20 protein-coding genes are annotated in these 22752 nt (G+C 72.8%); 13 read left to right on the forward strand and 7 right to left on the reverse strand.

The window, feature by feature from the left end:
- Positions 1-144 precede the first annotated feature (144 nt).
- Together BJ979_RS07900 and BJ979_RS07905 are read left to right on the forward strand one after the other, a co-directional pair.
- A complete protein-coding gene (locus BJ979_RS07900; RefSeq protein WP_246287036.1) occupies positions 145-4134 on the forward strand; it encodes a Pls/PosA family non-ribosomal peptide synthetase in 3990 nt (1329 codons plus the stop codon).
- Positions 4131-5480: a M1 family metallopeptidase gene (locus BJ979_RS07905; protein WP_179566826.1), complete on the forward strand. Its 1350-nt coding sequence runs from the start codon at positions 4131-4133 to the stop codon at positions 5478-5480. The genes BJ979_RS07900 and BJ979_RS07905 overlap by 4 nt, the downstream gene beginning before the upstream one ends.
- 33 nt (positions 5481-5513) lie before the next feature.
- Here BJ979_RS07905 and BJ979_RS07910 read toward each other — a convergent pair whose 3' ends face one another.
- Positions 5514-6101: a 4'-phosphopantetheinyl transferase family protein gene (locus BJ979_RS07910; RefSeq protein WP_179566827.1), complete on the reverse strand. Its 588-nt coding sequence runs from the start codon at positions 6099-6101 to the stop codon at positions 5514-5516.
- Positions 6102-6253: 152 nt separating this feature from the next.
- Between BJ979_RS07910 and cofE the strand changes: the two genes are divergently transcribed.
- From cofE to BJ979_RS07930, 4 genes are all read left to right on the forward strand, one after another.
- Positions 6254-7159, forward strand: a complete 906-nt coding sequence (gene cofE, locus BJ979_RS07915) for a coenzyme F420-0:L-glutamate ligase (protein ID WP_179566828.1) — start codon at positions 6254-6256, stop codon at positions 7157-7159.
- Positions 7160-7175: 16 nt separating this feature from the next.
- Complete coding sequence (locus tag BJ979_RS07920; protein WP_179566829.1) at positions 7176-8282, forward strand: AAA family ATPase; 1107 nt, start codon at positions 7176-7178, stop codon at positions 8280-8282.
- A 35-nt stretch (positions 8283-8317) separates the two neighbouring features.
- Complete coding sequence (locus BJ979_RS07925; protein WP_179566830.1) at positions 8318-9625, forward strand: DUF58 domain-containing protein; 1308 nt, start codon at positions 8318-8320, stop codon at positions 9623-9625.
- Between the two features lie 106 nt (positions 9626-9731).
- A complete protein-coding gene (locus BJ979_RS07930) occupies positions 9732-11918 on the forward strand; it encodes a transglutaminase TgpA family protein (protein ID WP_179566831.1) in 2187 nt (728 codons plus the stop codon).
- Positions 11919-11948: 30 nt separating this feature from the next.
- On the opposite strand, the gene BJ979_RS07935 is transcribed toward BJ979_RS07930, so the two are convergent.
- The 3 genes from BJ979_RS07935 to BJ979_RS07945 all read right to left on the reverse strand — a co-directional run bounded on the left by BJ979_RS07935 (position 11949) and on the right by BJ979_RS07945 (position 14916).
- The gene (locus tag BJ979_RS07935) at positions 11949-12761 is read right to left on the reverse strand and encodes an ABC transporter ATP-binding protein (protein ID WP_179566834.1); all 813 of its coding nucleotides are present in this window, start codon (positions 12759-12761) and stop codon (positions 11949-11951) included.
- Entirely contained in the window at positions 12758-13783 is a 1026-nt protein-coding gene (locus BJ979_RS07940) for a putative F420-0 ABC transporter permease subunit (protein ID WP_425502505.1), read from the reverse strand. The genes BJ979_RS07935 and BJ979_RS07940 overlap by 4 nt, the downstream gene beginning before the upstream one ends.
- Positions 13784-13872: 89 nt before the next feature.
- A complete protein-coding gene (locus tag BJ979_RS07945; RefSeq protein WP_343046639.1) occupies positions 13873-14916 on the reverse strand; it encodes a putative F420-0 ABC transporter substrate-binding protein in 1044 nt (347 codons plus the stop codon).
- A gap of 252 nt (positions 14917-15168) precedes the next feature.
- Between BJ979_RS07945 and BJ979_RS07950 the strand changes: the two genes are divergently transcribed.
- Positions 15169-15780 carry a CofC family guanylyltransferase gene (locus BJ979_RS07950; protein WP_179566838.1) on the forward strand — a complete coding sequence of 204 codons (612 nt, stop codon included), beginning with the start codon at positions 15169-15171 and terminating at the stop codon, positions 15778-15780.
- 100 nt (positions 15781-15880) lie between these two features.
- On the opposite strand, the gene cofD is transcribed toward BJ979_RS07950, so the two are convergent.
- A complete protein-coding gene (cofD, locus tag BJ979_RS07955; RefSeq protein WP_179566840.1) occupies positions 15881-16933 on the reverse strand; it encodes a 2-phospho-L-lactate transferase in 1053 nt (350 codons plus the stop codon).
- 160 nt (positions 16934-17093) lie between these two features.
- On the opposite strand from cofD, the gene BJ979_RS07960 reads away from it, so the two are divergent.
- From BJ979_RS07960 to BJ979_RS07980, 5 genes are all read left to right on the forward strand, one after another.
- Positions 17094-17609: a YceD family protein gene (locus BJ979_RS07960; protein ID WP_218853679.1), complete on the forward strand. Its 516-nt coding sequence runs from the start codon at positions 17094-17096 to the stop codon at positions 17607-17609.
- A gap of 3 nt (positions 17610-17612) precedes the next feature.
- Positions 17613-17816, forward strand: a complete 204-nt coding sequence (gene rpmF, locus BJ979_RS07965) for a 50S ribosomal protein L32 (RefSeq protein ID WP_141144963.1) — start codon at positions 17613-17615, stop codon at positions 17814-17816.
- Positions 17817-17985: 169 nt separating this feature from the next.
- On the forward strand, positions 17986-18651 hold the full coding sequence (rnc, locus tag BJ979_RS07970) for a ribonuclease III (RefSeq protein ID WP_281360978.1): 666 nt from the start codon (positions 17986-17988) through the stop codon (positions 18649-18651).
- A 62-nt stretch (positions 18652-18713) separates the two neighbouring features.
- Positions 18714-19631 carry a bifunctional DNA-formamidopyrimidine glycosylase/DNA-(apurinic or apyrimidinic site) lyase gene (mutM, locus tag BJ979_RS07975; protein WP_179566844.1) on the forward strand — a complete coding sequence of 306 codons (918 nt, stop codon included), beginning with the start codon at positions 18714-18716 and terminating at the stop codon, positions 19629-19631.
- Positions 19632-19723: 92 nt separating this feature from the next.
- Entirely contained in the window at positions 19724-20023 is a 300-nt protein-coding gene (locus BJ979_RS07980) for a putative quinol monooxygenase (protein WP_179566846.1), read from the forward strand.
- 81 nt (positions 20024-20104) lie between these two features.
- Here the strand turns inward: BJ979_RS07980 and BJ979_RS07985 are convergent, their stop codons facing one another.
- A complete protein-coding gene (locus BJ979_RS07985; protein WP_179566848.1) occupies positions 20105-20317 on the reverse strand; it encodes a hypothetical protein in 213 nt (70 codons plus the stop codon).
- Here BJ979_RS07985 and BJ979_RS07990 point away from each other — a divergent pair.
- A complete protein-coding gene (locus BJ979_RS07990; RefSeq protein WP_179566850.1) occupies positions 20300-21094 on the forward strand; it encodes a hypothetical protein in 795 nt (264 codons plus the stop codon). The genes BJ979_RS07985 and BJ979_RS07990 overlap by 18 nt on opposite strands.
- Positions 21095-21174: 80 nt before the next feature.
- Here the strand turns inward: BJ979_RS07990 and BJ979_RS07995 are convergent, their stop codons facing one another.
- On the reverse strand, positions 21175-22746 hold the full coding sequence (locus BJ979_RS07995; protein WP_179566852.1) for an ABC transporter substrate-binding protein: 1572 nt from the start codon (positions 22744-22746) through the stop codon (positions 21175-21177).
- Positions 22747-22752: the final 6 nt, after the last annotated feature.

Below are 22752 nucleotides of genomic sequence, written 5' to 3' on the forward strand. Positions count from 1 at the left end.
CGGCGGGCCACCTCCCGTCTACCTGCAGGACACTCGCTGGTCCTACCGTCCTGACGCGTCGAGAGGACCGCATCCGTGACCGCTGAGTCGCCCGCCGCACTGCCCGAACCGACCCCGGTCGACCCGCCGAATCCGGGCCCCGCTCTGTCGCCGATCCTCGGCAGCGTCGACCTCGCCGCGCCGCCGCGCACCCTGCTCGACGTGCTGCGCGACACCGCTCAGCGGCACCCGGAGGCCTCGGCGATCGACGACGGCGAGGTCGCGCTGAGCTATCGCCAGCTCATGGCGCGCGTCGTCGCCCTCGCCGCGAAGCTGCACGAGGCGGGCGTGCGCCGCGGCGACCGCGTCGGCGTGCGCATGCCCTCTGGCAGCCACCGGCTCTACGTCGGCATCCTCGGGGTGATCGCCGCGGGCGCCGCCTACGTGCCGGTCGACGTCGACGACCCGCAGGAGCGCGCCGACCTCGTCTTCGGCGAAGCGGATGTCGTGGGCGTGCTCACCGGCGGCGGCGACTACACGCCCAGCGCGCGCGGTTCCGACGGCGAGCAGCGGCCCAGCCTCGCGAGCCCCGCGACCCTCCCGCTCGCCGACGCCGGCTCCGCGCATCCCAGCACCGCCGGCATCCCGCTGCTCGACCCGCCGACCCTCGACGACGACGCCTGGATCATCTTCACCTCGGGCTCGACCGGCACCCCGAAGGGCGTCGCCGTGAGCCACCGCTCGGCCGCCGCGTTCGTGGATGCCGAGGCCCGCCTCTTCCTGCCCGACGAGCCGCTCGCCCCCGGCGACCGCGTGCTCGCCGGTCTCAGCGTCGCCTTCGACGCGAGCTGCGAGGAGATGTGGCTGGCCTGGCGCAGCGGCGCCTGCCTCGTTCCGGCCCCGCGTGCGCTCGTGCGCACCGGAATGGATCTCGGCCCGTGGCTCGTCGCGCGCAACGTCACCGCCGTGTCGACGGTTCCGACGCTCGCCGCGCTGTGGCCGGCCGAGACGCTCGAGAACGTGCGCCTGCTGATCTTCGGCGGCGAGGCCTGCCCGCCCGAGCTGGGGGAGCGGCTCGCGGTCGACGGCCGCGAGGTCTGGAACACCTACGGCCCCACCGAGGCCACGGTCGTCGCCTGCGGCGCCCTGCTCGACGGCAGCGCGCCCGTGCGCATCGGCCTGCCGCTCGACGGCTGGGAGCTCGCGGTCGTCGGCGAAGATGGCCTGCCGGTCGAGGAGGGCGCGGTCGGCGAGCTGATCATCGGCGGCGTCGGGCTGGCCCGCTACCTCGACCCGGCGAAGGATGCGGAGAAGTACGCGCCGCACGAGGGCCTCGGCTGGCAGCGCGCCTACCGCTCCGGCGACCTGGTGCGCTTCGAGCGCGCGGGCCTCGTCTTCCAGGGCCGCGCCGACGACCAGGTGAAGATCGGCGGACGCCGCATCGAGCTGGGCGAGGTCGAGGCGGCCGTGCAGGCGCTCGACGGCGTCTCGGCGGCGGCGGTCGCGGTGCGCGAGACCGATGCGGGCACGAAGATCCTGGTCGGCTACACGGTTCCCGCCGACCCGGAGACCTTCGACCGCGGCGACGCGATCGCCCGCCTGCGCGAGGAGCTGCCGGCGGCGCTGGTGCCCCTGCTCGCGATCGTCGGCGATCTGCCGACGCGCGTCTCGGGCAAGGTCGACAAGAAGGCCCTGCCGTGGCCGCTTCCCGGCGTCGGGGATGACGCGGGCGCCGACCTCGACCCGTCGGTGCGCGAGCTGGCCGAGGTGTGGCAGTCGGTGCTCGGGGTTCCGGTGCCGGATGCCGACGCGAACTTCTTCGAGCTCGGCGGCGGCTCGCTCGCGGCCGCGCAGCTCGTCACCCGGGTGCGCGAGCGCGCTCCCGAGTTCACGGTCGCGGGCGTCTACGAGCACCCGCGTCTCGGCGCGATGGCGGAGGCGCTGGAGGACACCTGGGGCGCCGGGGCGGGCGCCGCGGCGCGCGCGGCGGCGAACCGCGAGTTCCACCGCAGCGTGCCCATGCCGCGCTGGTTCCAGACCGCCCAGACGCTGCTCGGGGTCCCGCTCCAGATCCTCGCGGGCCTGCGCTGGCTCACCTACCTGTTCACGGCGACGACGATCCTGCACGCCGTCGGCGGCTTCGACGCGCTGCCCGGCATCCCGCTCTGGCTGCTCGTGATCGCGCTCGTGCTGTTCGTGACGCCCTTCGGCCGCATGGCGATCTCGGTCGTCATCGCCCGCGTGCTGCTCGCCGGCCTCAAGCCGGGCGACTACCCGCGCGGCGGCGGGGTTCATCTGCGACTGTGGATGGCCGAGCAGGGCGCGCAGCTGGTCGGCGCCGCGAGCCTCTCCGGCGCCCCGTGGATCAGCTACTACGCCCGCGCGCTCGGCGCGAAGATCTCGAAAGACGTCGACCTGCACGCCCTGCCCCCGGTCACCGGCATGCTCAGCATGGGCAAGGGCGCCGCGGTCGAGCCCGAGGTCGACCTGACCGGCTGGTGGATCGACGGCGACATCGTGCGCGTCGGCGGCATCCGCATCGGCTCCGGGGCGACGGTCGGCGCGCGCAGCACCCTCGCGCCGGGCACCCACCTCGGCAAGCGCTCGGAGATCGCGCCCGGGTCGAGCGTCTTCGGCCGGGTGCCGTCGGGTCAGCTCTGGGCGGGATCGCCGGCGGCGCGCATCGGCTCGGCCCGGCACTGGTGGCCGGATGAGCGCCCCGAGCGCCGCAGCCGGTGGATGCTGGCCTACGGCGCCTCCTCGGTCGCCATCTCGCTGCTGCCGGTGGTCGCGATCGCGGCCGGCTCGGTCGTGGTGGCCGCCTTCATCCGCGGCTCCGTGACGCTCGGCGAGGTCGCGCTCGGCGCGCTCGCCGGACTCGTGCCCGGCACCCTGGTGACCGGCATCGTGGCCGCCGGGCTCGTGCTCGTCGGCGTGCGTCTGCTGGCGATCGGACTGCGTGAGGGGGTTCATCCCGTGCGCTCGCGCATCGGCTGGCAGGCCTGGGCGACCGAGCGCCTGCTCGACCTCGCGCGCACGCTGCTGTTCCCGATCTACTCGAGCCTGTTCACGCCGATCTGGCTGCGGATGCTCGGCGCGAAGGTCGGCCGCGAGGTCGAGGCCTCGACGGTGCTGCTGATCCCGGCGATGACCGAGATCCGCGACGGCGCCTTCCTCGCCGACGACACGCTCGTCGCCCCCTACGAGCTCGGCGGCGGCTGGGTGCGCATCGCCCGGGCTCAGCTCGGCGCGCGCTCCTTCCTCGGCAACTCAGGGATCGCCGGCGGCGGCCGCAAGGTGCCGCGCGACGCCCTCGTCGCGGTGCTCTCGGCTGCGCCGTCGAAGTCGAAGGCCGGATCGTCGTGGCTCGGCTCGCCGGCCATGCGCCTGCGCCGCCAGGTCAACGAGGGCGACCTCGCCCGCACCTTCGCCCCGCCGACCCGGCTGCGCGTCGCACGCGCCCTGTGGGAGCTCGGCCGCATCATCCCCGTGCTCATCTCCTGCGCGATCGGCCTGACTGTCGTGCTGACCCTCGCGGCGATCACGAGCGCGTGGGGTCTCGGCTGGGCGATCGTGCTCTCGGGCGTCGTGCTGCTCGCGGCCGGCGCCGTCGCGGCGGGCGTCAGCACCGTGGCGAAGTGGGTCTTCGTCGGGCGCATCCGCGCGGGCGAGCATCCGCTCTGGTCGTCGTTCATCTGGCGCAACGAGGTGGCCGACACCTTCGTCGAGATGATCGCCGCCCCGTGGTTCGCGAACACCGCGATCGGCACCCCGGCGCTCAACGTCTGGCTGCGCACTCTCGGGGCGAAGATCGGCCGCGGCGTGTGGTGCGAGAGCTACTGGCTGCCCGAGGCCGACCTGGTCGTGCTCGGCGACGGATCCACCGTCAACCGCGGGTGCGTCGTGCAGACCCACCTGTTCCATGATCGGATCATGAGCATGGATGCCGTCGCCCTCGATCCCGGAGCCACTCTCGGCCCGCACAGCGTCGTTCTGCCCGCCGCCCGCATCGGCGCGCACGCGACCGTCGGCCCCGCCTCGCTCGTGATGCGCGGCGAGTCGGTGCCCGAGGGCAGCCGCTGGAGCGGCAACCCGATCGGTCCGTGGCGCGAGGTCGTCGTGGCGCCGTACACGGCCGAGCCGGCCGCCCGATGACGGGACTGCTCCGCGGCGGCGTCGACCCCTACCTGCCGGGCATCGGCGACGACGGCTACGCGGTCGACCGCTACGCGCTCGAGCTCGACTACCGGGTCAGCGTGAACCGTCTGCAGGGCACGGCCGTGATCGAGGCCATGGCGCTGCGCGAGCTGACGCGCATCCGCTTCGACCTGTCGGGGCTGCGGGCGAGCAAGGTGCTGGTCGGGTCGGGTGCGGGCATGGATGCGGCGGGCGCCCGGCGCGCGCGCCACAGCCAGACGCCCCATCACCTCACCGTGACCCCGGCGTCGCCGATCTCCGCCGGCGAGCGCTTCGTCGTCGTCGTCGACTACGCGGGCACGCCGAAGTCGCGCCGCAGCACCTGGGGTCCGGTCGGCTGGGAGGAGCTCGACGACGGCGTCATCGTCGCCGCGCAGCCCTCGGGCGCCTCCACCTGGTTCCCCTGCAACGACCACCCGAGCGACAAGGCGCACTACGAGATCACGGTCGTGACGGATGCGCCCTACACGGTCGTCGCGAACGGCCGGCAGGTCTCGAACCGCGCCCACGGCGGTCGCCGCACCTGGCACTTCGTGCAGGAGCAGCCGACATCCACCTATCTCGCGACCGTGCAGATCGGCCGCTACACCTCGACGAAGGTCGACCTGGACGGCGTCGCCGGCCACCTGGTCTACCCGCCGTCGATCGCGCGCGGCGTGAAGCACGACTTCCGCGAGCTGGGCGCGATGATGGCGCTCTACCAGCGCCTCTACGGCCCGTATCCCTTCGACGGGTACACGGCGATCGTGACGGCCGACGAGCTCGAGATCCCGCTCGAGGCCCAGGGCGCCGCGATCTTCGGCGCCAACCACGCCGCCGGCGACGACGCCTGGAACCGGCTCATCGCGCACGAGCTCGCACACCAGTGGTTCGGCAACAGCGTCGGCGTCGCCGCGTGGGAGCACATCTGGCTCAACGAGGGCTTCGCCTGCTACAGCGAGTGGCTGTGGTCTGACGAGCGCGGCGGCGACAGCGCCGACGCCTGCGCCCGCCGGTACTACGACGGACTCGCCGAGCAGCCGGAGGACATCGTGGTCGGCTCGCCCGGCGCCGCCGACATGTTCGACGACCGCGTCTACAAGCGCGGGGCCCTCGCCCTGCACGCCCTGCGCGGTCTGCTCGGCGACGACGCCTTCTTCGGGCTGCTGCGCGACTGGTGCGCCGACAACCGCTACGGCTCGGTCAGCACGGTCGACTTCCTGCACGCGGCGTCCGCCGCCGCGGGGTCGGCGCGCAGCGGAGCCGCGCGTCAGCTGCTCGAGCGCTGGCTGTTCGAGACGGCGCTGCCGCCGTATCCCGCCTGACCGCGCTCGCCGGAGCTTCCGAGGGCGCGTTCGTCAGGGGAGCGCGAGCGCGACGACCAGCTCGGGGTCGTCGAGGTCGTAGACGTGCCAGGCGTCGCCGGACTCCTCGCCGGGCGGGTCGATGCGCGCCCGCGCGTTGCCCCGCAGCGTCGGCAGGAACCGCACGTGCCGCGGGTCGACCCGCAGCCCGCGGCCGTCGGCCTTGAGCACGGCCTCGATGCGGGTCCAGCGGCGCATCGGGTCGCCGCGACCCGGCGCGATCTTCTCGATCGCGATCACCCGGTCGGGGCGGGTGTCCTGCAGCTCGGCGTCGATGCCGAGCGCATCCACCTCGATCGACGCGGCGACGATCGTGAAGCCGCCGGTGTGGGTGATGCTGACGGCGGCGGTCGACGCATCCTTCGCCGATACCAGGTACGCGGTCGGTCGGCCGTGGTCGATGCCGCAGCGCGAGCAGAGCGCGTCGAGCATCACCGATTCGGGGCGCACGCCCGCGAGCTCCGCGACGAGCTGCTTGGCGGCCTCGTGGCCGGCGGCGCGGCGCTCCTCGGCGTCGTCGGGCGCGGCCAGCACCACGACGCGCACTCCGTCGGGGGCGTCGAGCTCGCGCAGGGCATCCATCTCCGAAACCTTCTCACGGCGAGGCTGGGAGCGCTGTGACACGTGTAGCCGAGCACGTCCCCGCCGCGGGCTCGATCGGAGGCGCGGAGGCGCTGTGCGATGCGGCCGGATGCGGCGGGCGCGCGGGCCGCGCACGTCCCTAGAGTGAGCGGGTGCGTTTCGAGCCCGCCCTGCAGATCGCGACCGTCGACGGCATCGGCGAGGTGCAGCCCGGAACCGACCTGCCGGCGCTGATCGCCGACGCGGTGGCCGAGGTGATCGAGACGGGCGACATCCTCGCCGTGACCTCGAAGATCGTCAGCAAGGCCGAGGGGCGTCTCGTCGCGGCCGACGACCGCGAGCAGGCGATCACCGACCAGACCGTGCGGCTCGTCGCCTCGCGGCGCAACCCCGAGACCGGGCACGTCATGCGCATCGTCGAGAATCCGCTCGGCCTCGTCATGGCGGCGGCCGGGGTGGATGCCAGCAACGTGCCCGAGGGCACGGTGCTGCTGCTGCCGGAGGACCCCGACGCGAGCGCCCGCGCGATCGCCGCCGCCGTGCTCGAGCGCAGCGGGGTGTGCATCGGTGTGATCGTGACCGACACGATGGGCCGCGCCTGGCGCGTCGGCCAGACGGATGCCGCGATCGGCGCCGCCGGGCTGCACGTCATCGACGATCTGCGCGGGTCGACGGACGCGAACGGCCGCGTGCTCGACGTCACGGTCGCCGCCGTCGCCGACGAGATCGCGGCCGCGGCCGACCTGGTCAAGGGCAAGGCGAGCGGACGTCCGGTCGCGATCGTGCGCGGACTGGCCCGCCTGGTTCCGGCGGCGGGCGCCAACGCCGGCGGCGTCGCCGACCGCACCGACGCCTCGGCCGATGACGTCGATACCCCCGACGAGCTCCCCGGCGCCGCCGCGCTCGTGCGCCGCGGCGAGGGCGACCTGTTCCGTCTCGGCGTCGAGGAGGCCCGCGCCGAGGGCTACGCCGCGGGCTGGGCTGCGGCGTTCGCGGGGCGCTCCGCCGGTGCGACAGGTGTCGGCGGATCCCCAGGGGACGAAAGCACCGGAGCGTGACAGACTCGGCCTCACCATGACGCCGAATCCTCATGACCAGGAGCAGCGCATCAGCCCCGACGCGCAGGCCCCGGCCTCCTTCCCGACCGAGCAGTCCTCGACCGTGCAGCACCCGACCGCGCCGTCGCCGAGCACGCCGTCGCCCGACGCCGACGTCCTCACCGCCGAGCAGTTCCAGGCGCTCTCCGACCGCGTGATCGCGGCCGTCGAGACGGTGATCGACGGCAAGCGCGAGGCCGTCACCACGGCGCTGACCGTGCTGCTCGCCGAGGGGCACCTGCTGCTCGAGGACGTGCCCGGAGTCGGCAAGACCATGCTGGCCCGCGCGCTCGCCCGCAGCCTCGACTGCAGCGTCAACCGCATCCAGTTCACTCCCGACCTGCTGCCCGCCGACATCACCGGCGTCAGCGTCTACGACCAGACCCGCCGCGAGTTCGAGTTCAAGCCGGGCCCGATCTTCGCGAACCTCGTCATCGGCGACGAGATCAACCGCGCCAGCCCGAAGACGCAGTCGGCGCTGCTCGAGAGCATGGAGGAGCGCCAGGTCACGGTCGACGGCCGCAGCTACCCGCTCAGCGCCCCCTTCGTCGTGATCGCGACGCAGAACCCGATCGAGATGGAGGGCACCTACGCCCTGCCCGAGGCGCAGCGCGACCGCTTCATGGCCCGCATCAGCATGGGCTATCCGGATGCGGCAAGCGAGGTGGCGATGCTGCGCACCCGCGAGACCGAGAACCCGCTCGAGCGGCTTCAGCCGGTCGTCGACCTGGCCGGACTGCTCGCGATGATCCGCACCGTGCGCCACGTCTTCGTCAGCCCCGCGATCGAGCACTACGCCGTCGCGATCACCTCGGCGACCCGCAGCGACCGCGAGCTGCGCCTCGGCGCGAGCCCGCGCGCGACCCTGCAGCTCGTGCGCGCAGCGAAGGCCCGCGCCGCGATCGCCGGTCGCGACTTCGTGCTGCCCGACGACATCGACGCCCTCGCCGCCCCCGTGCTGGCGCACCGCCTCGTGCCGGCCCGCGCGGTCGGCGGCTCGGCTGCGCTCGGCTCCGAGGGGCTCGCCGAGGTCGTGACCCGCATCGTCTCGATGATCCCGATCCCGCTCGGCGCGGCGCACTGAGCCCCGCCGCTGCCTGACCGCCTCCCGCATCCGCCATGGCCCGCCGTCCCGACCGCACCCGCTCGGTGTGGACGACCGTGCGCGGCACCGTCACGCTCGCGCTCGGCGCGCTCATCCTCGTGTTCGCCTACTTCGGCGCCTGGGGCGAGGCGCTGGTCGCCGGCGTCGCCGGGCTGCTGCTGCCGATCATCGGGCTGCTCGCCGTGCGGCTCACCCGGCCGAAGCTGCGGGTCACGCGCGAGTTCAGCCCGCCGATCGTCTCGGCCGGGACCCCGGCGCGGGTCGTGCTCGGACTGAGCAACGCCGGTGCGCGCACCACCCCGCCGGGCGTCTGGAACGACTCCCTGCCCTGGCACGAGACGCAGAGCCCGCAGCTGCTGCCCGCCCTCGGCAGCGCCGCCGAGCAGGCCGTCACCGGAAACGAGCGCCGTCCGCGCAGCGTCGCCTTCGAGTACGAGCTGCACCCGGAGCAGCGCGGCGTCTACCCGATCGGCCCGGTCGCGATCGAGCACCGCGACCCGTTCGGCATGGCCCGCTCCGTCACGGCGCAGGGCGGCCGCGACGATCTCGTGGTCGTGCCGGAGGTCGTCACCCTCCCGCCAGGGGCGCTCTCGACCGCCGAGGCCGAGGGGAACGCCCTGCTCGTGCAGCGGCGCGTGACCGGCAACGACGACGACCTCACGACCCGCGAGTACCGGCCCGGGGATGCGCTGCGTCGCGTGCACTGGCGCGCCTCCGCCCGCCATGGGGAGCTCATGGTGCGGCAGGAGGAGCAGCGCAGCTACCCGAAGGTGCGGCTGCTGCTCGACACCCGCCGCGACGGCTACGGCGACGCGGCGCCCGACGGTCTCGCCGACAGCCCCGCCGACGAGAGCGAGAGCTTCGAGTGGACGGTGCGCTTCTTCGCCTCGCTCGGCCTGCACCTCTTCGACCGCGGCTTCGACGTCGAGGTGCTCGAGACGGCCGAGCCGCAGGTGGCCTCCTTCGGCGACCGCTGGGAGGGGATGCAGCGCGACCAGCGCTTCCTGCGCAGCCTCGCCGAGATCCGCCTCGTCACGACGACCTCGCGCGACGCCCCCGAGGCGCCGCACTCCTCCGACGCCCCGGGCCCGGTGTTCGCGCTCTTCGCGACCCCGGCCACGGTCACGCTCGACTGGGCGCGCCGCCAGCGCAAGCCCGGGGAGGCCGCGGTGGCGTGGCTGGTCGGAGGCCGCAACGAGGACGCGATCGCCGTGCTGCGCCAGTCGGGCTGGACGGTCGCGAACCCCGACCTGTGGGACGACCCGGTGGAGGCCTGGCTGCAGGCCCACGAGCAGTACGGGGTGAGCCGTGGTTCTCGCTGACGAGCGGCGCGGGAGCGGGATGCGCCCCGGCCTTCCGGGGTCCGACCCGAGCATCACGTCGGGCCGCGGCCCCGGCGGCCGGCCGGCCGGGCGCGGCCGCGAGCCCATGCCCGGCACCCGCACCTGGCCCGACTCGCTGCTGGCCCTGCTGGCCCTCGCCGTCGCGCTCGCCGCGCTGAACCCGCTGCTCTCGGGCGTCGGCTGGTGGTTCGCGGGCGCCTTCTTCGCGGCGGTCGTCATCGGCGCCGCCGGCCTGGCCCGGTTCCTGATGCGCAGCACCGTGCTGCCTCCGCTCATCGGACTCGCGGCCGGTCTCGTCGCGGTCGAGCTGGTGTTCCTGCGCGGGCAGGCGATCGCCGGGGTGGTGCCGACGCCGGCGGTGTTCCGCAAGGCCGGCGAGCTGGCCGAGCAGGGCACGCAGTCGATCGCCCAGCAGGCGGTTCCCGCCGAGCCGGTGCCCGGCATCCTCTTCCTCATCGTGCTCGGCGTCGTCGGTCTCGCCTTCGCCGCCGACCTGCTCGTCGTCGCGACCCAGGTGCGCGCGCTCGCCGCCCTGCCGATGCTCGCGCTGCTGATGATCCCGATGCTCGTGCTGAGCGGACGCTCCGACGCGCTCGTCTGGATCGCCGCCTGCGTCGTCTACCTCATCCTGCTGCGGCGCGGAGCGCGCCCGACGTCGCGCCTGGCGACCTGGGCGGTCGCCGCGCTCGTCGTGGCGGGCTCGCTCGTCATCCCGAGCTTCCTGCCGCCGGTCGGGCAGACCTCGGCGACGCAGGGCGGGCTCGAGACCCGCGTCAACCCGCTCGTCTCCCTCGGGGAGGACCTGCGCCGCGGCACCGCCGTGACCGCCCTGCGCTACAGCACGAAGAGCACCGAGCCGCTGTACCTGCGACTCGCGACCTACGAGAGCTTCTCGGGCGAGACGTGGGCGCCGACGGTGCCCGACAAGCAGTCGCTGCGCCGGCTCGACAGCCTCCCCTCCGCGGTCGGGCGATCGGATGACGTGCCCACCGGCTCGGGCGCCGTCGACGTGCGCGTCGACCGCGTCGGCGGACGCTGGGCTCCCGTGCCCTACGCCGCGACCCGCATCCGCGGCCTCGACGGTGACTGGCGCGCCGACGCCGACAGCCTCACGGTGCGCTCGGGCGACGGCGAGATCAACGGCCGGCAGTACACGGTCGACTTCGATTACCCGACCGTCACCCCCGAGCAGCTCGACGAGGGCTCGGGCACGGGACGCTACGACTTCGACGTGCGTCCGTATCTGGAGACCCCGTCGACGCTCGACCCGGTGATCGCCGACACAGCCGCGCAGGTCACCGCCGGCAAGACCACCGCGTGGGAGCAGGCCGTCGCGCTGCAGGACTGGTTCCGCGACGACTTCAGCTACTCCGAGGAGGCGCCGGTCGACGACGACTACGACGGCTCCGGCGTCGGCGTCATGCCGAAGTTCCTCGAGGCGAAGGCCGGCTACTGCGTGCACTTCGCCTCGACCATGACCGTCATGGCGCGCACCCTCGGCATCCCGGCGCGCATGGTCGTCGGCTTCCTGCCCGGCGACCTCACCTCGACCGACGACGACGACACCGCGAACTTCCGCGTCGACACGCACAAGCTGCACGCCTGGCCCGAGCTCTACTTCGAGGGCTACGGCTGGCTGCGCTTCGAGCCGACCCCGAGTCGTGGATCGGTTCCCGCCTACGCGATCGTTCCCGGGGCCTCGGGCGACGACACCGAGCCCAGCGCGGCGCCGAGCGACACCCCGAGCGACGCCGCGTCCGACCCGGCCAACCGTCCCGACCGCACCGACACCCCCGCCCAGTCGGCGGCCCAGGATGCGGCGCGCAGCGCCCAGAGCGTCGCGCAGGTCGGCGGCATCGTGCTCGGCGTGGTGCTCGTGCTGCTGATCCCGCTGCTCGTGCGCCGGGCCGTGCGCCTGCGGCGCTTCAGCCGCATCCGCCGCGGACGCGACCCCGCGCAGGCGGCCTGGACCGAGCTGCGCGACACGGCCCGCGACCACGGCTGGAACGCCCTCGAGAGCGAGAGCGTCGAGACGCTGACGAGCCGACTCGTCGACGGGATGCCCGACGGCGAGGCCGAGAAGCTGCGCCGACTCGCCCGCTCCGTCGAGCGCACCGCCTACGCCCCGCCGAACCGACCGCCGGTCACGACCGACGACCTCAGCGCGGCGATCCGGGCGATCGAGCGCGACACCCCGCCGGTGCTGCGGGTGCGCGGGGCGCTGCTGCCGGGCTCGCTGTTCCGGCGGGTGCTGGCTGCGGCCGACGCCTGAGCTGTGCGCTCTCGAGACGACCTCTGAACGTCAGCCGAGCGGGCTCGCGGCGAGCACGGGACGCCCGGTCACCGGATCGCTGAGCCAGGTCGCCCGCACCCGGTAGACCTCGGCGAGCAGCTCGGGCGTCAGCGTCGCGAGCGGGGCGCCCTCGGCGACGACGCGACCCGCGTGCAGCACGACGACGTGGTCGGCCCACGCGGCCGCGAGCCCGAGATCGTGCAGCGCGGCCAGCACGGTCACGCCGTCGCCGGTCAGCCGGCGCAGCAGCGTCAGGGCGGCGAGCTGCGCCGCGATGTCGAGGTGGTTCGTCGGCTCGTCGAGCAGCAGCAGACGCGGATGCTGCGCGAGCGCCCGGGCGAGCAGCACGCGCTGGCGCTCGCCGCCCGACAGCCGCGTGATCTCGCGCCCGCGGAGGTGCTCGATGCCGGCGGAGGCGATGGCCGCATCCACCGCGTCCGCCGACTCGCGGTCGGGTCCGCCCAGCAGCGCGCCGTAGGGGGTGCGGCCGAGGCCCACGACGGACTCGACGCTCAGCGGCAGCTCGGTGCCCGCATCCTGCTCGACGAAGGCGACGCGGCGGGCTCGCTCCCGGCGTCCGAGTGCGCCGAGGTCGGCGCCGTCGAGGCGCACCGCGCCGGCGACCGGGCGATCGGCTCCGGCGACGGCGCGCAGCAGGCTCGACTTGCCGGCTCCGTTCGGGCCGACGAGCGCCGTCAGCGCGCCCGGGGGAGCGGAGAACGCGGCCGCGTCGACGACGGCGCGATCGCCGATGCGCACGGTGAGGTCGGCGACGCGGAGGCCGGGGTCCGTGCTCGGCGCACCCGTCGCATCCGCGCTCACGCCTCGCTCCGCCGGCGCGCGAGCAGCAGCGCGAACACCGGGGCTCCGATGAGCGCGGTCACGATGCCGACCGGCAACTCACGCGGGGCGAAGACGCTGCGGGCGAGGGTGTCGGCCCAGATCAGGAATGTCGCGCCGACGAGAGCCGAGAGCGGCAGCAGCGTGCGGTGTCCCGGTCCGACCACGAGGCGCACGGCGTGGGGCAGCACGAGCCCGACGAAGCCGATCGACCCGCTGACCGCGACGAGGGCTCCGGTCAGCAGCGCCGTCGCGCCGAGCAGCAGCCACCGGGTGCGCTGCACGCCGATGCCGAGGCTCGCCGCCGTGGTGTCGCCGAAGCTGAAGGCGTCGAGGATGCGCCCGCTCAACAGCAGCGGGATGCCGATCACGAGCACCGCGACCCCGGCGATCCCGACCGCCGACCAGCGCGCGCCGGCGAGCGAGCCGAGCAGCCAGCCGAGGATCTCGCGGTAGGAGTCCTGCTCCGAGCTCCAGAAGATCGCGAAGCTCGTCGCGGCGCCGGCCAGGCTCGACACGGCGACGCCGGCCAGCACGGTGCGCGTCGGCGTGATCGCGCCGAGCGCCCCGGCGAGGCCGAGCGTCGCGGCGAGCGCGAGCAGCGCCCCGCCGAACGCGGCGGCCGGCAGCGCGACGGCGACCCCGAGCAGGATGACCGTCACCGCTCCGAGCGACGCCCCCGAGGAGAGCCCGAGCAGGTACGGATCGGCGAGCTGATTGCGGGTCAGCGCCTGCATGACGGCGCCCGCGATCGCGAGCCCCGCGCCGACAGCGGCGGCCGTCAGCACGCGGGGAACCCGAAGCCCCCAGACGATGCCGTCGCGCAGCGGGTCGAGCGGGTTCGCGCCGAGGCCGAGGTGCGAGAGGATGCCGCGCAGCACGTCGCCGACGGCGAGGTCGGCCGAGCCGATCGTCGTCGCGACCACGATCGACGCGGCGAGGGCGAGCACGAGCACCGGCGCCAGGACGGCCGTGCGGCGACGAGCGCGCCGGCGCGCATCCACGCCGACGCCCGCGACGGCGCTGCCGCGCCCGCTGCTCGCGATGCTCACCATCCGATCCGGCTCCGCTCTCTCCTCAGCCCGGTGTCTCGTCAGCCCAGCTTCAGCTTCGCCAGCTGCGTCGCGACCGAGTCGGCCGCCTCGACCGAGCGCACGCCCGCCTCGCTCGCGGCGAAGGGCAGGGTGATGTAGCGCTTCTGCTTCACGGCGGCGAGGTTCGCGGTCGCCGGGTTCGCCTCGAGCTGCGCGATCTTGCTCTTCGCGCTGTTCCAGTCGGCGTCGATCAGCACGATCACGTCGGGGTCGGCGTCGACGATCGACTCCCAGCCGAGCGTGGCCCAGGTCTGCTTCACATCGGCGGCGACGTTCGTCAGCCCGGCGGCCTCGAGCACCATCTCGGGCGCTCCCGTGCCGGCGCCGACGTAGGGCGTGTCGGTGCCCGACGAGTACCAGAGCGCCTTCAGCCCGCGGTCGTCGCGGTGGATGCCGGCGAGCTGCGTCTTCTGCGCCGCGACCAGCTTCGTCGCGGTCGATTCGACGCCGAAGATGCGTCCCGCCTCGTCGATCTCGCCGAAGACGTCGTCGAAGCTCAGCTTCGCCGGGGCGCCCTGGCTGCGGCAGGCGGCCGGCTGCACATAGCTCGCGATACCCAGCTTCTGCAGCTCGGCTCGCGTGCCCGCCGCATCCGCGCTGAACGCCGACTCCCAGCCGGAGTAGACCAGGTCGGGCTCGAGTTCCAGCACCGACTCGGGGCTCGGCATCTGATCGCTGACGTCGTTGCGCTTCGGCGCCTCCTTCGTCCACTTCGCCGGAACGGCGCCGTCCTGGAAGGCGGTCCCGACGATGCGGTCGCCGACGCCGAGCGCGAGCATCATCTCGGTCGACGTCGACTTGACCGTGATGACGCGCTTCGGCGGCGTCGCGATCGTCTCGTCGAAGCCGCAGTTGTCGAGCTTCACGGCCTTCGCCGAGGTCGAGCCGGATGCGCCGGTGCTCGCGCCGTCAGCGGGCGCGGCGGATGCCGAGCATCCGGCCAGCAGCGCGATGACGGCGAGCGCGGCGGTCGGGGCCAGGGCGGCGGCGGACAGGATGCGGCGGCGCGGCGCGCGCGGGGAAAGTCGGGTGCGGGTTCGCACGGGAGCCTCTCGGTGGCGCCCGACCGGCGGTGGATCACCGTGCGGCGGGCAGGGGCGGACGGCGGGCACGAAACGGCTCGCGGATCACATGCCGCCCGAGAGTCGGCCGGCGCACCGGACGTCAGAGTGGCGACCGGGGTGCGCCCAGATTAGCGGCGCGGCGGGGGCCTGCGCCGGTCTCGTGAGCCGCGATCTCGCTCCGCCAGGCGCGGCACGTCGGCGTCCGTCCGACTGACACGGGAGAATGGGTCAATGCGCTGGCAGGTCATCGTCCCCGTGAAGCCCGCGGTCCAGGCGAAGACCCGGCTCGAAGCCGATCCCCGCCTCGCCCGCGCGATCGCCCTCGACACGATCTCGGCGGCCCTCGAGACGCTCGAGGTCGACCGCGTCATCGTCGTCACGGGGGATGTGCGCCTCGCCACCGAGCTGACCGACACGGTCGCCGAGCGGGTCACGATCATCGCCGAGCCGGAGCCGACCGGCATCGCCGCCGCGATCGCGCTGGCGCTCGACCAGATCGCCGAGTCGGCTCCGCGGGCGGTGCTGCTCGGCGACCTCCCCGCGCTCACGCCCGACGACCTCGGCGTCGCGCTGCGTGCTGCCGAGCGCGTCGCCCGCGGCTTCGTGCCCGACCGCGACACCGGCGGAACGACTCTCGTCACCGCCGCCCCCGACACCGAGCTGCTCAGCCGCTTCGGCGACGGCAGCGCCGCCCGGCACGCCGCGCTGGGACTCGTGCGCCTGCACATCCCGCGCGACTCGACCCTGCGCCGCGACGTCGACACCCGCGAGCAGCTCGACGCCGCCGCGGCCCTCGGCCTGGGCGTGCGCACCCGTCAGGCCCTGCAGAACCCCGACGACTGACCCGCGCCTCGCGGCAGGTCTCCGAGAGTACGCACTTTGCCGTGCGACACGCCGTGCCGTCGGCGCAGAGCACGTGCTTTCGCGGAGAAGGCAGGTGGGGTCAGGAGGTCGCGAGCGCCAGGGCGTCGCTGACCAGCTGCACGCCCGTGGGCTCGTCGCGCAGCCAGAGCGGCACGGCGGCCGAGCGGATGCCCTCCGCCTCGAGTCCGGCGACCGCATCCGCGTCGACCTCGTCGACCAGCCAGGCGTCGAGCACACCCTGCGCCCCGGCTTCGCGGGCGGGATGCGCGGTGCCGGCCACGGCATCCACCGCTCCACCCCGCGCGCCCAGCAGTCGGGCGACCGCCGCCGCGCTCGTCGGCACGCCGATGACCTCGAGGCAGGCGTCGGCCATGCCGCGCACGACTGCGCCGCCGATGATCGGCGAGACGCCGACGACGGGTGCGGGCGTCGCCTGCAGCGCCGCGTGGATGCCGGGGATGTCGAGGATCGTGCCGATCGACACGACTGGGTTCGAGGGTGCCAGCAGCACCACGTCGGCGTTCTCGATCGCGTCGAGCACGCCGGCCGCGGGGGACGACCCGGCGAGACCGCGGCGCTCGAAGCCGTGCGTCACGACCTTCGCGCGGTAGCGCGTCCACCACTCCTGGAAGTGCACGGTGCGCTCGACCGGCTCGCCGGCGGCGGACGCCTCGGGGTCGTCGATGCGCACCCAGGTCGCGACCTCGTCGTCGGTCGCGGGCAGCAGCTCGACGCCGAGATCCCAGCGCGCGGTGAGGCGCGGCACGATCGAGCTCAGCGGAACGCCCTCGCGCAGCCACGCCGACCGCGCGATGTGCGCGCCCAGATCGAGGTCGCCGAGCGTGAACCACGGCCATCCCGCGCCCCATTCGCGCAGCTCGGCCGACACGCGCTCGCTCTCGCCGACGCGGCCCCAGCCGCGCTCGGTGTCGTTGACGCCCGCGAGCGCGTACATGATCGAGTCGAGGTCGGGCGTGATGCGCAGGCCCACGTGCCACATGTCGTCACCGGTGTTGACGATCGCCGTGATGCGCGTCGACGGCGAGTGGATGCGCGCCCAGGCGCGCACGGCGGAGAGGAAGCGGGCGCCGCCGACGCCGCCGGCGAGCACGGTGATGCGAGAGGGGAGCACGGCGCTCACCCTAGGGCTCCGGTGGGACCGGTCGCCGATCACCGACCGATCACCGAGGGCGCGGCCACCGTTCGTCGGCGGAACCCCGCCGAGGCGCGTAAGATCGCACGCCGTGCCTGCCTTCCGAACCACCCCCTACACCGTGCCGGTTCACGACGTCATGCACCGTCCCGGCGAGATGCGCGAGCGCGAGCTGGTGATCACCCTGGCCGAGCGTCTCGGCGAGGGCGCGGCGACCGTTCCGCAGGGCTCCGAGCTCACGATCGACCTGCGTCTCGAGGGCCTGCACGACGGCATCCTCGTGACCGGCGAGGTGGATGCGACGGCCGTCGGAGAGTGCGGTCGCTGCCTCGACCCGGTGAGCATTCCTGTCGAACTCGAATTCCAGGAGCTTTTCGCGTATTCTCTCGACGAAGCTTTCGACTACTCGGTTCGCGATGATCACGTGGATCTCGAACCGGTGGTGCGGGATGCGGTGGTGCTGTCACTGCCGTTCCAGCCGGTCTGTCGGCCGGACTGCCCAGGCCTCGACCCCGCCACGGGGGAGAAGCTGGAGGTTGCTCCGGAACAGGATCAGCGTGTGGTCACGGACCCGCGCTGGGCGGCTCTGCAGGGCTTCCAGGCAGCACACGATGACGTTTCCGATGCCGCTGGCGTCGAGAGAGAAGAGAGATAAACCATGGCTGTTCCCAAGCGCCGCCAGTCGCGAGCCAACACCCACGCCCGTCGTTCGCAGTGGAAGGCCACCGCGCCGACCCTGGTGAAGACCGTCGAGAACGGCCGCGTCACCTACAGCCTCCCGCACCGCGCCAAGGTGGTCGAGGACTCGGCGGGCACCCCGCTGTTCCTCGAGTACAAGGGCCGCAAGGTCGCCGACGTCTGAGTCGCCCGAGTCGGGAACTCTGACGTCTGCGTCATCGGATCGGACCGCTGAGAGCGTGAGCGCTCTCGGCGGTCTTTCGGTGTCTCCGGAAGGCGATGCGACCGGCTCGACCGCCGCATCCGCCGGTGCGCCCTTCGTGCCGCCGACTCTCGACTCCGACCGCAGCGAGCTGACCGCCGCGCTGGGTCTCGTCATCGACGCCGACCTGCTGCGCATGGCGCTGACGCACCGCTCGTACTCGTACGAGAACGGCGGGGTGCCGCACAACGAGCGCCTCGAGTTCCTCGGCGACTCGATCCTCGGCCAGGCCGTGACGGTCAAGCTGTTCCGCGAGAACCCCGACCTCGACGAGGGCGAGCTCGCGAAGCGGCGCGCCAGCCTGGTGTCGACGGTCGCGCTCGCCGAGATCGCGCGGGGGATCGCCCTGGGCCGCTTCCTGCTGCTCGGCCGCGGCGAGGAGCTGACGCGCGGCCGCGACAAGAACTCGATCCTCGCCGACACGGTCGAGGCGATCATCGGCGCGGCCTACCTCTCGGCCGGTCCGGATGCGGCAACCGCCCTGGTGTTGCACCTCGAGACCCCGCTGTTCGCCGACCCGGAGCGCTTCGGCGCCGCGATGGACCCGAAGACGAGCCTGCAGGAGCTGGCCGCGCGCCGCGGCCGCGGCCTGCCGCAGTACTCGGTCACCGACAGCGGCCCCGACCACGACAAGCGCTTCACCGCGGTCGTGCGCCTCGGCGACGAGGACCTCGCCGAGGGCTCCGGCACGAGCAAGAAGCAGGCCGAGATGGCCGCCGCGCTCGAGGCCTGGACGCGCCTGCAGACGCACCGCTGAGCTGACCGGCGATCCTGCGCACCCATGCCTGAGCTGCACACCTGTGTCTGAGCCGCGAACTCATGCCTGAGCTGCCTGAGGTCGAGGTCGTGCGCGCGGGTCTCGCGCCCGCCGTCTCGGGCGCCGTGATCGAGCGCGTCGAGGTGCTCGACGCCCGCTCGCTGAAGCGTCACGACGGCCCGAGCGAGGACTTCGTCGATCGGCTGACCGGGGCGACGCTCGCCCCGCCCTCGCGGCGCGGCAAGTTCCTCTGGATCCCGATCGCCGACGACGGCGGCACGCGGGGGAGGGGCGACGACGCCGAGGCTCTCGTCGTGCACCTCGGCATGAGCGGACAGGTGCTGCTGCGCACCCCCGACGCCCCGCGCGACCGGCTCACCCGCATCGTGTTCGACGTGCGGCATCCCGTGCACGGAGAGCTGCGCGTCGACTTCGTCGACCAGCGCATCTTCGGCTCGATGGCGGTGGATGCGCTCATCCCGACGCCGGATGCCGCGGGCGAGCGCGTGCCGAGCCAGGTCGCGCACATCGCCCGCGATCCGATGGACCCGCGCTTCGACGACCGCCGCTTCCTCGCCGCGCTCGCCCGCAAGGACACCGGCATCAAGCGCGCCCTGCTCGACCAGACGCTCGTGAGCGGTATCGGCAACATCTACGCCGACGAGGCGCTGTGGGCGTCGCGCATCCACTACGACCAGCCGACGCGCGCGCTCAGCCGCGCGAAGGCGACGACGCTTCTCGCCGAGGTGCGGCTCGTGCTCGGCAAGGCGCTCGCCGAGGGCGGCACGAGCTTCGACGCGCAGTACGTCAACGTCAACGGCGCCTCGGGCTACTTCTCGCACTCGCTCAACGCCTACGGCCAGCAGGGCGAACCCTGCCCGCGCTGCGGTCGTGCGATCGTGCGCGAGACCTTCATGAACCGCGGCTCGCACTTCTGCCCGTTCTGCCAGCGCATCCGCCAGGCCCGCCCCGCCCGCTGACGCAGCGACCTTCCCGCCGACGTGGCGTCCGTCCCGCCGACGCAGCGCCCGTCCCGGTCGGGCCGGCCCGTCGATCTCTCTAGGCTGTGGGCATGAGCGCCATCGGAGTCGTCGTGTCCATCCTCTGCAAGCCGGGTCGCGGCGCCGAGCAGATCGAGGCCTTCGAGGAGGTCGCGCCGCTCGTGCGCGCCGAGGACGGCTGCCTGCACTACGAGCTGCACGAGGTCATCGGCGATCCCGACCGCTTCGTGATCCTCGAGTGGTGGGCGTCGGCCGAGGCGCTCGAGGTGCACGGCAGCGCCCCGCACATCGTCGAGCTGGGGAAGCGCACGCCGCTGTTCCGTGCCGAGCCGGCGACGCTGACCCGCATCGAGCCGGCGCACCGCCCCTGATTCCGACAGACGAGAGGGCCCCGATGCACGCAGCATCGGGGCCCTCGTCGTCCGGCGGATCACCGGCGCGCGGTGCGTCTCCTACTTCTTCGCGAGCGCCGCGAAGCGGAACTTGTAGGTCGCGTCGAGCGTGTCCTTCAGGCCGGTGACGCCCTTGACGGCGACGACGGTCTCCTGACCCTGCAGCAGCGGGATGATGCCGGCCGACTTCGCGACGAGCTCCTGCGATGTCGTCGGTTCTTGATAGCTTCTCGCAAACAGTAGCGAGGAGTGATCATGGTTACCGTCACCCAACGAGTTCGGCAGGTCAAGCAGCCGCGAGGTGGATACGTCAGCCCTCGTAGCTTGTCAGTTCGTCAATATGGAGGTCAGCACGGTTCGATGCTCGATCTAAGCGCCGAGAACGTCAGCCCGGCGCTCATAGGCACTGCGGTCGATTACCTCGTACGTCTAGCGGAGGGCGTCGACCCTACTCAGGCATTCAAAGTCTCGTTGCGGGGCGCGCAAGCGCTGGGGCCCCGCATTCTCGATCGCGCACAAAAAGACATTGCCGCGCTGGCCCCCGGCCGGATCGACGAGGCGGCGGTAGTAGCCGCGTGCCGGCTGGCGAGCTTCGATGTCGGGTACCGCGCTGGTGCCGCCTTCTACAACCCGAAGACTAACGTGGACCCCGATGAACGCACTTCTCGACGCATTCTTGCCATGGTCGAGCGATCTCGAGCCTTCTTCCAATCGGTCGGGCCGGTCACCAAAGACGGCTTCACATTTCCTGGGGGCTACACGGACGTCATCACCAACGGCGACGGCGACTTCCTCACCGCCGACACCGTTTGGGACTTCAAGGTCTCGGTCAAAGACCCGACGATTGAACACACGCTTCAACTACTGATCTACTTCTTGATGGGAAAACAGTCGCGTCAGAGCGAATTCGCGAGCGTGTCGCATCTCGGCGTCTTCAATCCTCGATTGAACCGCGAGTATCGCGCGGCCGTCGCGGATATCGATGCCAGCTTGCTTCTCGAGGTTTCTCGCGACGTGATCGGCTACCCGGCCGTCCCTGCTCTGACGTGATGCAAGTGAGCCGAATGACGAGCGAGGAGCCCGACGCTCTGCGTCGGACCCCTCGAAGTCGAAGTCCGGAGTGCGCGTGATCAGCCGCGGGCGAGCGCCGCGAAGCGGAACTTGTAGGTCGCGTCGAGCGTGTCCTTCAGGCCGGTGACGCCCTTGACGGCGACGACGGTCTCCTGACCCTGCAGCAGCGGGATGATGCCGGCCGACTTCGCGACGAGCTCCTGCACCGCCTCGATGTCCTTCGTGCGCTCGGCCGGGTCGGCGGCGGTGGCCTCCTTCTCGATCGCGGCGTCGATCTCGGGGCTGGTGAGTCCGTTGACGACCGAGCCGCCGGTCGACGAGTAGCCCGAGCGCAGGAAGTTGTCCGGGTCCGGGTAGTCGGGGAAGAAGCCGAGCTGGTAGGCCGGGTAGTCCTCGCGCTGCTTGACGTAACTGGTCCACTCGGTCGACTGCAGGTCGACGGTGAACAGGCCCGACTCCTCCAGCTGCGACTTGATCGTGGCGTACTCGCTCGACGAGTCGGGGCCGTAGTGGTCGCTCGTGTACTGGATGGGCAGGGTCACCGGGGTGCTGACCCCGGCATCCGCGAGGATCTGCTTCGCCGTCGAGACCGAGGGCTTCGCGCCGTAGAGGTCGGCGAAGGTCTTCGTGGCGCCGTTCTGGCCGTCGAGCACGAGGCTGTATGCGGGAGCGTAGGTGCCCTTGAAGACGTTCTCCGCGATGTCGTCGCGGTCGATCAGCGTCGCGACGGCCTGGCGGATGGCGAGCTTCTGCGCGTCGTCGGCGCCGGGCTGCGCATCCTTGTTGAAGACGAGGAAGCGCACCGAGCCGCCGGGTCCGGAGACGACCTGCAGTTTCGAATCCTTCTCCAGGTCGGCGACATCGGTGGAGGTCAGCGAGCGGTACGCGATGTCGATGCCCTCCTTCTGGATGTCGAGCTTGAGGTTCGACGAGTCGGCGTAGGCCTTGAGCACGACGTTCTTCGTCTTCGGGGCGGTGCCGTCGTAGTGCGTGTTGGCGGTCAGCGACAGCAGCCCCTTCTTGGAGTAGTCGCTGATCGCGTAGGGACCCGAGCCGATGGCCTTCGCGTCGGCGAGGAGCTTGTCGGCGGGGAAGACCTGCTCGTCGACGATCGGACCGCCCATGCTCGACAGCACGTAGGGGAAGGTCTGGTCGTTCGCGGTCTTCAGGTGGAAGACGACGCCGAGCTCGCCCTTCTTCTCGATGCTGTCGATGCCCGAGAGCAGCGGGGCGGGGCCACTGGCGTCGTTGATCTTCAGGATGCGCTCGAACGAGAACACGACATCCGACGCGGTCAGGTCGTGCCCGTTGCTGAACTTCAGGCCCTTCTTGACCGTGCAGCTGTAGGTGGTGGCGTCGTCGAAGTCGCAGCTCTCGGCGGCCTCCGGAACCGGGGTGGTGTTGCCGGGCTCGTAGCTCAGCAGGTGCTGGTAGATCTGGTTCTGCGGCGTGAAGCTGCCGCGGTCCCAGGCGCCGGCGGGGTCGAGCGAGACGATCGCGTCGGTCGTGCCGATGACGAGCGGCTCGGAGCTGTCGGCGGAGGAGCCGCCGGTCGCGCAGCCGGTCAGCGCGAGCGCGGTCGCGCCCACGGCGAGGGCCGCGGTCGCGACGCGGATCAGGGGTCGGGTCATGGTGGG

It is taken from the genome of Schumannella luteola (genome assembly GCF_013408685.1).
In the GTDB taxonomy this organism is placed as follows: Bacteria; Actinomycetota; Actinomycetes; order Actinomycetales; family Microbacteriaceae; genus Schumannella; species Schumannella luteola.

Excerpts from the sequence above, each read along its gene's own strand:
- BJ979_RS07950 (WP_179566838.1), top strand. The coding sequence starts at position 15,169 with ATGCGCTGGCAGGTCATCGTCCCCGTGAAGCCCGCGGTCCAGGCGAAG.
- BJ979_RS07920 (WP_179566829.1), top strand. The coding sequence starts at position 7,176 with ATGACGCCGAATCCTCATGACCAGGAGCAGCGCATCAGCCCCGACGCG.
- BJ979_RS07910 (WP_179566827.1), bottom strand. The coding sequence starts at position 6,101 with ATGGATGCCCTGCGCGAGCTCGACGCCCCCGACGGAGTGCGCGTCGTG.
- BJ979_RS07980 (WP_179566846.1), top strand. The coding sequence starts at position 19,724 with ATGAGCGCCATCGGAGTCGTCGTGTCCATCCTCTGCAAGCCGGGTCGC.
- BJ979_RS07995 (WP_179566852.1), bottom strand. The coding sequence starts at position 22,746 with ATGACCCGACCCCTGATCCGCGTCGCGACCGCGGCCCTCGCCGTGGGC.
- BJ979_RS07930 (WP_179566831.1), top strand. The coding sequence starts at position 9,732 with ATGCCCGGCACCCGCACCTGGCCCGACTCGCTGCTGGCCCTGCTGGCC.
- rpmF (WP_141144963.1), top strand. The coding sequence starts at position 17,613 with ATGGCTGTTCCCAAGCGCCGCCAGTCGCGAGCCAACACCCACGCCCGT.
- BJ979_RS07925 (WP_179566830.1), top strand. The coding sequence starts at position 8,318 with ATGGCCCGCCGTCCCGACCGCACCCGCTCGGTGTGGACGACCGTGCGC.
- BJ979_RS07905 (WP_179566826.1), top strand. The coding sequence starts at position 4,131 with ATGACGGGACTGCTCCGCGGCGGCGTCGACCCCTACCTGCCGGGCATC.
- BJ979_RS07990 (WP_179566850.1), top strand. The coding sequence starts at position 20,300 with ATGGTTACCGTCACCCAACGAGTTCGGCAGGTCAAGCAGCCGCGAGGT.
- mutM (WP_179566844.1), top strand. The coding sequence starts at position 18,714 with ATGCCTGAGCTGCCTGAGGTCGAGGTCGTGCGCGCGGGTCTCGCGCCC.
- BJ979_RS07960 (WP_218853679.1), top strand. The coding sequence starts at position 17,094 with ATGCACCGTCCCGGCGAGATGCGCGAGCGCGAGCTGGTGATCACCCTG.